Below are 13290 nucleotides of genomic sequence, written 5' to 3'. Positions count from 1 at the left end.
TTATAGGCTAGTCTATATCTTAAATTTTCCAATTATCTCATTGAGCTTCTGTGCAAGTTGGGATTGATTTCGTGATGTTTCTGTAATTTGTCCTATATTTTTGCCCACTTCCTCTATATTAATCTGTATAGTATCTGTATTTTCAGATGATTTTTGCGCAGCACCTGCCATATTCTGTATTGCAACACCTACTTGATCTACTGTTGCATTGACTTCTTCCATCATTGATGCTATTCCCTCTGACATGGAACTTAAAAAATTCGCATCTTCATAGTATTGATTTCCAACTTCCTTGAACGTTTCAAATTGATAATGTATGTCTTCATTTAAAAATTTTAATATTTCATTGCTGTTAGAAGACAGATTTTTGAAAGCATCCTTTACTTTTGCAATTGTATCTTTTATACCTGTTACTGCCTCACTTGACTGTTCTGCCAATTTTCTAACTTCCTCTGCTACTACTGCAAAACCTCTACCGTGTTCTCCTGCCCTGGCTGCTTCAATTGCTGCATTTAGGGCGAGTAAATTTATCTGCTCTGCTATGGATGCTATAGTATCTGACATGGCACTTATACTTTCTACTACTCTGCCTTCTTCAATAGCCCTGACTATTTTCTCCCTGGTTTGTGAATACACATTTTCTATCTCATTTACAGACTTTTCACTTTTTTTCTGAACTTTACTTGCTCTTTCCTTGGATTGTGCTGAATTATTGTTTCCTTCCATTGCCTTATCGGATAATTGTCCAATACTTGCATCCACCTCCTGTACAGAAGCACTGATTTCTTCCGATGAAACACTTGTTTCTTGAATACCAGTGGTTATCTGCTTTACAGCATTGTTTATAATTTCAAAACTTGACTTTAGATTCTCCGACATATCAAAAAGTTTCTTGCTAATATTATTCATATTTTGTGAATTTTCCATAATATCTCCTATTAAATTATTGACATTTTCCTGTGCAATATTAAGTGCATTCCCGGTTTGTGAAAATTCATCTGAACCGCTTACAGCTATCGGCGTAGAAAAATTGTAGCAGGCAAGTCTTTCTGCAAAAGCTTTTATTTTAAATAAAGGCTTCATTATTTCTCTAGTCAGAATCAGTCCCAATAACAATGAAAAAATAATTCCTACTATAATATATGTTATAATGCTGGTACGTGATTTAGTATAGACCATCATATTATTGTCATTTGTCGATTTGGCCTGAAGTGAATTTGTAGCCACGAGACTGTCAATAGTCTGAAACATCAGCTCCCATTTAACTGCTCCTGTTTCATAGGCACTGACAGCTCCATCAAAATTACTATTGTCAACAAGCTGCAGTATCTTTTTTTTATCCTCTCTGTATTGCTGAAGCTGATTTTTGAACGTGTCCCACAGCTTCTTGTCTGAATCTTTCATATGTATTTTTTCTATATCTTTGATGTATATATCATCTGCATTTGTATTCGTAGTAACGTCCTGTTTTAAAGCATAATTCTTTGCAGGATTTTTTAAATATGTCAACTGTACTATGTCATCTTTATCCTTTATTAAATTCTTCTGAATGTTTGATACCATGTAAATTTTTTGAAGGCTGTCACTATACATATTTTGCGAATTCAAGTTTACCTTTTTTAATGAAGTTATTCCTGTGATTCCAACTGCAACAATTAACAAAACTATTATAAAAAAAGCGCTGACTATTTTTACTTTTACTTTTATTTTATCTAACTTGTTTATTTTATCCAGCATATTCATTGTATCCACCCCGCGTTCTGATTTTTGTAAATATACTAGCTTGTTGAATTCATTCATCAGATAACTATAGAGATGGCAGCTTATTCAACAAGCTAATATTTAAACTATTTTAGTATTTGTGCAGAACATTATTATATATATCTTCAATTAAATTGAGTCCTCCACTATAACCCAGATAATTGGTATTAAGTATAAGATTATTTAGTATTGGAACAGAAATATCCAGCTCATATGCATTGAGTTCTGAAATTATGTCTTTATCCCAAAAGCTGCCTATGATCAAGGGTTTCTGATTTCTGTGATCGTAATTTCGTATGCCGCTGTGAATTTTTCCACCATCGGTTTCAAATATGATTTCAGCAGAAGTAGTTTCTGATGAAGTTTTAAGTTGATCTCTTATAAATTCCTGATATTGCTTTGGCGTATTTTCCGTAATATATTGTTGTCCAGGTACAAATCCCAGTTCTTTTATCAGAAATTTATTTATACCTGTTGCATAGAAAGAATCCGTAATTGTAAAAAATCTGTGTACCAGATCATAACGAAATTCCACAAAAAAATCAGCAGATCTTTCTAAATAATAATAATAATTTTTTTCCTCTGACTTTATAAAATTTTCTGTTTTGTCTACATCCAGATCTCCAAATTCAGTTACATCACGCAAAAACTTAGTAGTTTGTTTTGCCCCTATGGGAACTATTGGATAATGCAGATATGGCGTTCCATATTTATTCTTCAATAATTTTGCAGTTTTTAAACCTACCCAGGGTGACAGCACAATATTGAACTGAGCATTGGGAATAGTTCTCCATTCATCCACACCATTGGATCTAGGTCCAAAAAGCACATTTGCTTCCAGTCCGATTCCATTTAAAAGCTTTTTTATTTCCGACAAGTTTCCAGCCCAAAATGGATCCTGATACGGAACTGAAGACCATACGTTGACCAGTCCTTTTTTAACTTTCGGCTGAACATCTCCTATAAACTGATTTATAATTGCCTCAGTAACCAGTTCATGTCCTATATAGTTGGTTCCCTTGAAGCCTCCTGTTTCTGCATAAACTATGGGGATTCCTTTTTTTTGATATTCAGAAACTACCTTTCCCACGTCATCTCCTATAATGTCTGAAGTACATCCGGTAAGTACAATAAACAGGTCTCCCTTCAGAACCTTGATGGTTCCGTCTATTACTTCTCTTAATCTGTTTTCACCTCCAAATACAACTTCCTTTTCCAGACTATTTGTGCAGGGTATTGTACTTCCTCCTGCATAGCCGGCACCTTGATAACCTGAATTAAAACTTATGAAACCATAAATTTTTTCACTGCATCCAGGTCCGGAGTTTAGAATTGGCACTGCTTTATTTATGGCTAAAACCGTCTGCTGTGCCCCTATTGCACAGGCATATCTCGGCTGTTCAATCATTTCTGCCATTTATATTTACCTCCTTGTATAATGTAGTCATAACATTCAATGGAAAACTATATTTACACCCTGGCTTTTTCCTTATTTTTCAAGAAAAAATAAGGATCTTGATTCATCCACCAATCCGTATACGGAAGTTCTGAATGTTCTGCAACATTTTTGACAAATTCATCATTTTCAAGCAATTCCGCAACCCTCTCTCCAAAATTTATCAATCCCTGATAGGCAAAACTGAGGTTTTCATTTGCCCAGAGAAGCGTTGGTACCCCATATTTTATGCCCCATACTGCCATGCCGGGGTGCCTTGTTATACATACATCCGGTTTTATTCTATTCAACACATTTACGAATTCGAATGTCTGTTTATTTGATACATCATAATTCGGTATGTCGCCGTAGTTTTTAACAACAAAATCCAGAGTATCTGCATTTACATCTCCATTGTCATAAATTGGATCGTGGTGATATACACAAGCACCTATTACATTTACACCCAATTCATTCAACAATGTGGCAATTATGTGCCCGTATGCAGCACCAGCCGTAATATAACCAGTCTTTCCGCTAAGCTTATTCCTTAACTTTTCCAGTTGAGGTGCTGTCCTTTCTTTCTCGGATTTTATTAATTCTTCCACTTCACTTTCCTTGCCGGTTACCCTGCCGATTTCTCTAAGCCATGCATCAGTTCCAATTATCCCATAGGGCTGGGAAACCTTTATTTCAGGAACCCCGTATTCCTGCTCCAGCCCGGCAGCCAGATAAGTACTAAGGGTAGAACATATTCCCGCTGTTGCGGCAGCTTCAGACAGTTTTGACAATTGTTCAATTGTGGAAAATGGAGCTACATAGTTGGGCTTTATTCCTATTTTATTCAGTAAATAGGTGATATCACTGTATGCATTATTTCCCCAGAAACTTACTACATTGAGAACGTCTTTTCTCTTCTCCACCGGTGGTTTTACTATTTTTCTCAAAATCCCATGGAAAGCTGAATCAAATCCTGTAGTCCAGACCCTTGATTTAAAGCCTTCACAGGAAATATATACTACCGGTATACCAAGTTCTTTTTCTGCATTCACCGCTATGGATTCCACATCATCTCCTATAATACCGGAAGCACAGGATGTAGTTATAAATATAGCCTTTGGATTGAATCTTTCAAAAGCATCCTTTATAGTCTTTTTAAGCTTCTGTGCCCCACCATATATAGTATCTTTTTCTTCAAGGTTTGAACTTACTGCATTCACATTTTTCACTTTTAAATTTCTCTCCACCTGACCTACCTTGTTAATAAAAGCAAAACCCGAAAAATCTCCCGAGCATCCTATGGGACCATGCTGTATTACTACCGCATCCTGTATCATTAAAAGCTGGCACAGAGCTTTATTGGCAGCACATCCTGCACACTGGCTGAAACCTCGGCTTTTCTCTTTAAGTTTGCCGCATCTTGCCTCTTTAACAAGACCTTTTGCAGTTCCACAGAATCCGGTAATCGAGCCTATCCTTTTCTCCCTTATTGCTACTTCAGGTATTTTCAAATTGATTTTCATTTATACCATTCCTTTCTATTTTTTTATATTTATGCACTTGAACCTACAGTAGTCGTATAAATTTTTTCAAGCAGAGTAAGTGCTCCTCTATATCCAATATAGGATTTTGATATGACAACCTCATAAGATGCCGGGAAGCCTATTTCCACCATATATCCATTCAGCTGCTTTGCCAGATCCCTTTCCCATGTAGTCCCAAATATGACAGGCGGTTTGTTCCCAAAATCTATGTCTTTTATCTTATTGTGTATAACATAACTGTCCTCTTCAAATTCCACGTCTATGGAAATATCATCAGATATATTCTTGTATTCTTCTGCAATGCCGTTCCTATATTTTTCAGGTGGATTATCAGTAATGATTTGCTTCATCGGTATTACTCCCAGTTGATTTACCACAAACTTTGTTATTGCAAGATTATATGCACTGTCCCCTATAACAACAAATCTCGATGGCAATCCCCAGAAATACTCTGCATAAAAATCTGAAAATCCCTCCAGATAGCTGTAGTATTCTTTTCTCTCCTTTTCGATGAATTGTTCTGCCTTGACTCTATCCAGTCCGGCAAACTCAACTACCTTTCTTAAAAATTTGCTGGTTTCTTTGGCTCCTATAGGTATTACCGGTATATGGAGATATGGCTGATTGTATTTGTCTTTTAAGTGCTCTGCTATTTTTAACCCGAGCCATGGTGACAGAACCAAATTGAACTGTGCTTTTTTAATATTTTTCCATTCTGGAACTCCAGCACTCCTATTTCCAAATAAAATATTTACTTTCAGTCCTATACCCTCCAGAATTCTTTTTATTTCTGTAAGATCACCTTTCCAGAATGTATTATGATATGGAAGAAGAGACCACACATTTACAAGTCCTTTCTCCTTATCACCATCATAATCGCCGACATACTGGTCTATTATGGCTCTAACAACAAGTTCATGACCTACAAAATTGTTTCCCTTGAAGCCTCCGGTTTCAGCATACACAATGGGCAGCCCTTTTTTCTGGAACTCATTTACTACAGCACCGCAATCATCACCAACCACATCCGGAATACATCCTGTCATAACTACAAACAAGTCCGCTTTTAAAATCTTAAAAGTCGATTCAATTAATTCTCTTAACCTCTTCTCTCCTCCAAAGACCACCTCTTTTTCACGAATGTTCGTACTTGGTATTACAGATCCCCCTCCATATCCTCCTCCCTGAAAGCCATTATAAAATGATATACTTGTAACCTGCTTTTGAGTACACCCAGGCCCGCAATGAGTAATTGGTATAGCTTTTGGTATAGCAAAAACACTGTGTATGGCACCTAATGAGCAGCCATACCTGACCTGTTCAATAGAATTTGTTTTAGTCATCTTTTTACATGTATCAATAGTCATGATCTTAACTCCTCTGTATTTAAAGTGTTTTTTACTCTGCAAGTATATATGGATCTTTCTGATCAAGCCACCACTGTGTATAAGGTAATTCTACATTCTCAGATAGATCCTGGTGAAATTTCCTGCGTGCGAGAATTTCCAGAATTGTTTCCCCTAAATTTATAATTCCCTGATATCCTACGGCATGGTGTCCGTCGCCAAGCGGTGCAGATGGAATACCCATACGTGAAGCCAGTGGTGCAAGTCCATTGTGCCTTATGATGATAAAGTCGGGATTTATATTCTTTAGCAGTCCATAAAACTGATATTGCTGTCCATTACTTACGCTGAATTTTGAAACATCTCCATAATTATCTACTAAAAATTTAAGTGAATCCTTCTTTTCTGCATCATCTCCATCAAATATGGGTTCGTGGTGAAAAGTAAGAGACCCGTCTATTTCCACTCCAAGGTCCCTCAGCACCGCAATAATTCCATGAGCATATGATGAACCTGTAGCCACGTATCCTACCTTTCCTTTCAACAGTTTCCTAAGTTCACTCAATCTTTTTGATATTCTTTCATGCTCCTTTTTTATATACTTTTCTGCCTGTTCTTCTCTATTGGTGACTCTTGCCAATTCTCTTATCCATGCATCTGTTGCAGGAATTCCATATGGCTGGGGTGCTTTAATATCTACGACACCAAATTGTTCTTCCAGGACAGCAGACATATATGAAGACAATGTATAGCAAAATGAAACACTTGCCGCGGCTTCAGACATCTGCTCCAAATCTTCAACTGATGCCAGATCAACAACATAATTTACCCTGAGATCCAGTTCTGCAAGCATAGGGGTAAATATGTCCTCACCCCACAGATCAATTACATTGACAAGATCCTCCTGCCTCTTCGGATTCTTTCGGACTACCTGACGCAAAATTCCATGATACGCTGCATCAAATCCTGTAGTCCAATGTTTTGACCTGAATCCCTCACAGTAAGTCGGAACTACCGGTATATTGAGTTCTTTCTGCAGTTTGTTTGTTACACTTTCTATATCCTCTCCAATGATTCCGGTAGCACAAGATGTTGCAACAAAAATTACTTTTGGATGGTGTCTGTTCCAGGCATCACGTATGGACTGCTCCAATTTTTTGAGTGCCCCGAATACCATATCAGCTTCATCAAGATTGGTATTGATGATTTTTACATTTTCCACAGGCAGATTTCTTATTGAAAGTCCATTGCGGTATAGTGAATTGCTCAATATCTGACCGGCACCGCAGCCTATTGGTGAATGCTGTATCATGACTGCATCTCTTACATTGCCATATTGGCATTCCACCATTTCCTCACTGCATTTGGATGCCTGAGTAAAAGGCCCTCTGGCTTCACAGAGTCTTTTACCTCCATTGTTTTTGCATCCTGCACATGTGTATTCAGAATCTCTAAGTATTTCTGAGGCTTTACCTGTTCTCCAGGCAATAATAGTACCAAGTCTTTCTTCACGGGTCTTTACCAAAGTATTATCCAGGCTCAATTTTTTCAATGATAAGATTCCTCCTTCTACTCAATTATTTTCTCTGCCGGCTGCAAACACATTTTGAATATTTTTTATTATTATATCCAGAATCAGTCCAAGAAAAGCTATGATAACCGCTGTGGCAAATATCCTCTTTATGTCGTAAATTTGCTGATAGCTTAACAGCAGCCATCCAAGACCTGAACTTGCACCCATCATTTCAGCCGCAATAAGCATAAAAAATGAATATCCTGCACTGATTCTAATTCCTACAAAAATTGATGGCAGTGTTGCAGGTACTACTACCTTATAAAAAAGCTTGGTTCTTGTAATTCCAAAGGACCTGGCTTCCTTTAACAATAATTGATCTACATGCCTTATTCCATAAATTGTATTGAACATTATAGGCCATGTACAGGTCCATGCTATTACTGCTATTTTGGTTCCCTCTCCAATTCCAAGAAGCAAAAGAAAAATATGAAATAATATAAAAGGATTAACTTGAGAAAATATTTCTATAACCGGTTCCATTACCAAATCCAGCTTTTGAAACCAACCACCCAGTAAAAATCCAAGTGGTATTCCGATTAAAATTGAAACTATAAAACCAAGCAGAGCTCTTTCTACACTTATACCAACATTCACAATAAAGTTTTCCGAAAGAAATATATTAAACAAAGTATCCACTATATTAGAAAAAGATGGAATGAATTGAGGATCCAATAATCCAAGCCTACTGCTTGCCTCCCATATTAAAATAAATATAACTATTATTAAAAATTTATAAGCAACATCCCTTTTTCTTTTTTTCATATTCATATCTCCTAAAATCTTATTTTTTCATATCCATATGCATGTGGTCAGAATTGCTTTTATTGTCATGCTCCATATTCATCTGGTCTTCATCCATTTTATTCATAAACCCGCTGTTAAAATTTGGAGTATTTGAATAACTGACCTCAATGCTCCCGATTCCTATAATGATCACAGTAACTAATGCCAGTGCTGCGATTTGTCGTCTGCTGAATTTGCTTTTCAACTTTTTTAATTTAATAAAGCTGAAATTGTATCCCGTGTCTTTCCAAAAAAATATTTTATTCTGGAAATACACCAGAAATCTGTTTAGCAGAACTCCCAGAATTATGATAAACAGTCCTGCCGAGTACATTCTGGGGATCTGATTGTTCATTGATGCATTATGGAAAAGCCACCCCAATCCTGCATTTGAACTTATCATCTCTGCAGCAATAACTATAAAAAAGGACATTTCAGTTCCAACTCTGAGTCCTGCAAAAATTGACGGTGCCGCAGAAGGTATAAGTACTTTTTTGAATAGCTGCCAATTGGATATCTTCATGGAGACAGCAGTTTTTATCAAAAGTTTGTCGGTACTTTTAGCACCCGATACGGTATTATACAAAATTGGCCATATGCTTGTCCACGCAATTACGGCCAATTTTGTAATCTCGCCCATACCAAAGAACAATATAAATGCCGGCAGCAATGAAAATGGATTTACCTGCCCGAATATTCTAAAGAGAGGATCCAACAGGTCAGCAGTTCTATTAAACCAACCGCCAAGTACAAGTCCGAGAGGTACTGCAATTACAGCTGCTATCATAAGTCCCACCAAAACTCTCCATAAGGTCACCATTATATTTGTAATCAAATTATTTTTTAGCCACAAGACATAAATCTGGGCTATGACTGTAGAAAAGGCTGGAATGAATTGAGGATTGAAAACACCAATTCTAGGCAATATCTCCCATAGTACTATAAGGAGTACTACTCCACTGTATCTTAAAATATAATAGTTGCAATTATTTTTTAACTTATTCATAGGCTCCTCCTTTTACACTATAAATTTAAATGTAATCAAGTTGTTTTTCCTTCCTGTCATCGTGAAGAAGCTGCCATATTTCATTCCATACAATATTATATTCTTTGGATGTTCTTATATTGGCTGTATTTCTTGGTCTTTCCAGATTCAAGTCAATAATCTTCTCTATTCTGCCGGGATTATCTTTCATCACGACCACCCTGTCCGCCAAAAATATAGCCTCCTCAATACTATGGGTTATAAATATTACAGTTTTCTTTGTCTTTTCCCATATAGTCAATAATTCTTCCTGAAGTATTTCCCTTGTCTGAGCATCTACAGCTGCAAATGGCTCGTCCATAAGCAAAATCTCCGGATCATATGCCAGAGCTCTGGCTATGGCTACTCTCTGTTTCATTCCACCTGATAATTCATGGGGATATCTACTTTTAAATTTATCCAAACCTACAAGGTTAATAAACTTTTCTGCTGTTTCTTTCCTCTCTCTTTTAGAAATACCCTTTATCTCAAGGCCGAATTCAATATTCTGTTCTACATTCAGCCAGGGGAACAGTGCATATCCCTGCAAAATAATACCCCGGTCAAATCCAGGTCCTTTAACCAATTCATCATCTATATAAATTTCACCCGAAGTAGGCTTGGCAAGCCCGGCCAGAATATCCAGAACAGTTGATTTGCCGCAGCCGCTTGGTCCCACTATTGTTATAAATTCTCCCTTTTTTATATTCAAGCTGAAGTCTTCTACTGCCAGAAAATTTTTACTGCTCTCTTCATCATCTGAAAGTACATCATAAATTTTTTTTATATTTTTAATTATAATTTTATAATCATTATTTTTTTCGGCCATTGAACATTCCCCCAAATATATTGCTTATATAAAAAATTTCATATAGCATTGTCTATAGATGTAGTATATATTTTTTCCAATAAAGTCAATCCCCCTGTATAACCAACATATGTCCTGTTGATAACCACTTCGGAGGCAGACGGACAGCTTGTTTCTATTATTATGCCCTTTAATTCCTCAACTATATCTTTTTCCCAGGCTGATGCAAATATTATAGGACGGCTGCTTCCAAACTCCGATTCTCTGAGTTCTTTTTCAATAATATAACCATCCTCAATAAATTCCACATTGGTAGATACATCTGATGCCAGCTGTCCATATTCATTTTGAATACTGTTCCTGTATTTATCCGGTGGATTGTCAGTTATAATTTGTTTTACCGGAATCAGTCCAATCTGATTTACTAAGAACTTGTTAATGGCAATATTATATGCACTGTCTCCTATTACAGCATACTTTGAAGGTAGTCCGAACCAAAATTCAGAGAAGAAATCAGAAAAATGATCCAGAAAATAGTAGTATCTATTTTCCTCTTCACTAATAAATTTTTCTGAAATATCCTTATTTATTCCCGAAAACTCAACTACTTTTCTTAGAAATTTGGTTGTTTCTTCCGCTCCAATTGGAATAATTGGAATATGAAGATATGGCTGATTATATTTGTTTTTAAGGTACTCTGCAGTTTTAACACCTACCCATGGGGAAATCACCAGATTGAATTGGGCTTTCGGGATAGTTTTCCACTCAGTTATTCCCTTGCTTTCCGAGCCAAACAGCATATTGACTTTAAAGCCGCAGCCTTCAAGTATTCTTTTGATTTCAATAAAATCCCCCCTCCAGTAAGTATTGAAATATGGAACTTCCGTCCAGACATTTATCAATCCATTTTCCTTTTCCCCATCATACTCTCCTACAAACTGATCTATTATGGATTGAATTACTATCTCATGTCCGATTAAATTATTTCCTTTAAATCCTCCTGTCTCTGCAAATACAATTGGATAACCTTTTTTTTGGTATTTTTTCACTACAGAGCCTACATCATCACCTACAAGTTCACCAATACAGCCACTCAGTACAACAAATAAATCTCCATCCATTATTTTAAAAGAAGACCTAATGAGATCATCAAGTTTTTTAGCTCCTCCAAATATTACCTCGCTTTCTCCTGCATTTACACTTGGTATTACAGATCCTCCACTGTATCCGCCACCTTGATAGCCATTATTGTAAGAAAGCATAAAATATTGTTTGTCGACACATCCCGGTCCACAATGTACCAATGGAATTCCTCTTGGAATTGCGGATACAGTGTATGCAGCCCCTATGGCACAGCCATATCTCGGATGTACTATTGAATTAGTCTGATTATTGGAATTTAATTTGCCTAACATTGATATCTCCCTTTTCAAATAGATTCTATATATTATTTTACTGATCTAAAATTTCCGGATGCTTGGCCAGTATAAACGGGTCTTCCTGTTCCAGCCACCATTTTGTATATGGCAACTTGACATGTCTGCTTAAATTTTCACCAAATTTTTTGTGTGCAAGCACCTCGATAAGAGCTTCTCCCAACCTTATTATTCCCTGGTAACCAACAGGAAAGTGTTCATCCCCTAAAGCAAAGGCCGGAATACCCACTTTTGCAGCAAGCGGTGCCAGTCCGTTGTGTCTGATAATTATAAAATCCGGTTTGACCCTCTTCAACAAACCATAAAATTGAAATTGCTGTGTTTTACTCACTGTAAAATGTTCTATATCACCATAAGTATTAACCAGATATTTCAATGTGTCCTGCCTTTCATCTCCACTGTCATAGACTGGATCATGATGAAAGACTACAGAACCGTCAACTTCTATATCCAACTCTCTTAAAACTGAAAGAATACCATGGGCATACGCCGAACCGGTTGCTACAAATCCCTTTACTCCTTTCAGTTTTGCTTTCAGCTCATCTATTTTAGGTTTAACTCTTCTATGTTCTTTATCAATATATTTTTCTACTTCATCTTCCTTATGGACAATTTTTCCAATTGCTCTGAGCCAGGCATCGGTTCCACTCAAACCGTATGGCTGAGGAGCCTTGATTTCCGGAACTCCATATTCCTGCTCCAGTGCAGCTGCGGTGTAAGAACCCAGTGTATAGCAGAATGCAGCAGAAGCAACAGCCTCTGACATCTGGGCAAGTTCATCAACAGTAGCCATATCCATTATATAATTTACCTTCAAGCCCAGAGGATTCAACATCTCACTAAAATAATCGGTACCCCACAGAGATATGATGTTAATTAAATTTTTCTGCTTCTTTGGGTGCTTATTTACAATCTGTCTGAGTACACCATGCTGTGAAATATCAAAACCTGTACTCCAATGCTTTGATCTGAATCCTTCACACGCCAGCGGGATAACAGGAATTTTCAATTCTCTTTCAGCCTCCCTGGCTACACTTACTATATCTTCTCCAATAAGTGCTGTAGCACAAGCAGCTGAAATAAAAATAGCTTTGGGTTTAAAACGGACCCATGCATCCTGTATGGACTGCTTTAATTTTTGTGAAGCACCAAAGACCATATCCTTTTCCAAGAGATTAGTACTTACAATTCGTAAATTTTGTATCTTTTTTCCCCTGCGCATAAGTCCGATTCTATATCCGGTATTGTGCCTGGGATGACATGCCGAACAGCCAATAGATGAATGTTCAATCAAAATGGCATCTGGTATATTGCCGGCCTGACATGCAACTATCGATTGACTGCACATGGTCTGCTGATTAAATGGCATTTTTAATTCACAAAGCCTGCATCCTTCTCCTGCCTCGCCAGAGCATTTATTCTTTCTTTTAAGGGCTCTTGCCTGATAATTTGATTCTTTTACCAGTCCGGATGCTTTCCCGTCCCATGCAATAATTGTTCCCAAACGTTTCTCTCGATTTTCAACGTCTACCAATGAAAGATTTATTGATTTTTGTTTATTCACTAATATTCCTCCC

The 13290-nt window shown here is 37.0% G+C and carries 10 protein-coding genes; all 10 read right to left on the bottom strand.

Going from position 1 to position 13290, the window contains the following annotated elements; translation table 11 throughout:
- Positions 1-12: 12 nt before the first annotated feature.
- From LKE46_RS05585 to LKE46_RS05540, 10 genes are read right to left on the bottom strand one after another with little or no spacing between them, the layout of a single operon-like run.
- Positions 13-1800 carry a methyl-accepting chemotaxis protein gene (locus LKE46_RS05585; RefSeq protein WP_291719211.1) on the bottom strand — a complete coding sequence of 596 codons (1788 nt, stop codon included), beginning with the start codon at positions 1798-1800 and terminating at the stop codon, positions 13-15.
- Between the two features lie 52 nt (positions 1801-1852).
- Positions 1853-3178 carry a nitrogenase component 1 gene (locus LKE46_RS05580; protein ID WP_291719209.1) on the bottom strand — a complete coding sequence of 442 codons (1326 nt, stop codon included), beginning with the start codon at positions 3176-3178 and terminating at the stop codon, positions 1853-1855.
- Between the two features lie 53 nt (positions 3179-3231).
- Complete coding sequence (locus tag LKE46_RS05575; RefSeq protein WP_291719207.1) at positions 3232-4719, bottom strand: nitrogenase component 1; 1488 nt, start codon at positions 4717-4719, stop codon at positions 3232-3234.
- Between the two features lie 29 nt (positions 4720-4748).
- Entirely contained in the window at positions 4749-6107 is a 1359-nt protein-coding gene (locus LKE46_RS05570; protein WP_291719205.1) for a nitrogenase component 1, read from the bottom strand.
- A 31-nt stretch (positions 6108-6138) separates the two neighbouring features.
- The gene (locus LKE46_RS05565) at positions 6139-7638 is read right to left on the bottom strand and encodes a nitrogenase component 1 (protein WP_291719203.1); all 1500 of its coding nucleotides are present in this window, start codon (positions 7636-7638) and stop codon (positions 6139-6141) included.
- Positions 7639-7659: 21 nt separating this feature from the next.
- Positions 7660-8424 carry an ABC transporter permease gene (locus LKE46_RS05560; protein ID WP_291719201.1) on the bottom strand — a complete coding sequence of 255 codons (765 nt, stop codon included), beginning with the start codon at positions 8422-8424 and terminating at the stop codon, positions 7660-7662.
- Between the two features lie 19 nt (positions 8425-8443).
- Complete coding sequence (locus tag LKE46_RS05555) at positions 8444-9451, bottom strand: ABC transporter permease (protein WP_291719199.1); 1008 nt, start codon at positions 9449-9451, stop codon at positions 8444-8446.
- A gap of 25 nt (positions 9452-9476) precedes the next feature.
- The gene (locus LKE46_RS05550) at positions 9477-10298 is read right to left on the bottom strand and encodes an ABC transporter ATP-binding protein (RefSeq protein WP_291719197.1); all 822 of its coding nucleotides are present in this window, start codon (positions 10296-10298) and stop codon (positions 9477-9479) included.
- Between the two features lie 38 nt (positions 10299-10336).
- A complete protein-coding gene (locus LKE46_RS05545; RefSeq protein ID WP_291719195.1) occupies positions 10337-11692 on the bottom strand; it encodes a nitrogenase component 1 in 1356 nt (451 codons plus the stop codon).
- Between the two features lie 37 nt (positions 11693-11729).
- Positions 11730-13277 carry a nitrogenase component 1 gene (locus tag LKE46_RS05540; protein ID WP_291719193.1) on the bottom strand — a complete coding sequence of 516 codons (1548 nt, stop codon included), beginning with the start codon at positions 13275-13277 and terminating at the stop codon, positions 11730-11732.
- Positions 13278-13290 lie beyond the last annotated feature (13 nt).

The organism is Clostridium sp. (assembly GCF_022482905.1).
In the GTDB taxonomy this organism is placed as follows: domain Bacteria; phylum Bacillota; class Clostridia; order Clostridiales; family Clostridiaceae; genus Clostridium_B.
Note: the sequence above shows the minus strand (reverse complement) of the source record. Positions and strands in the feature narration are given on the sequence as shown.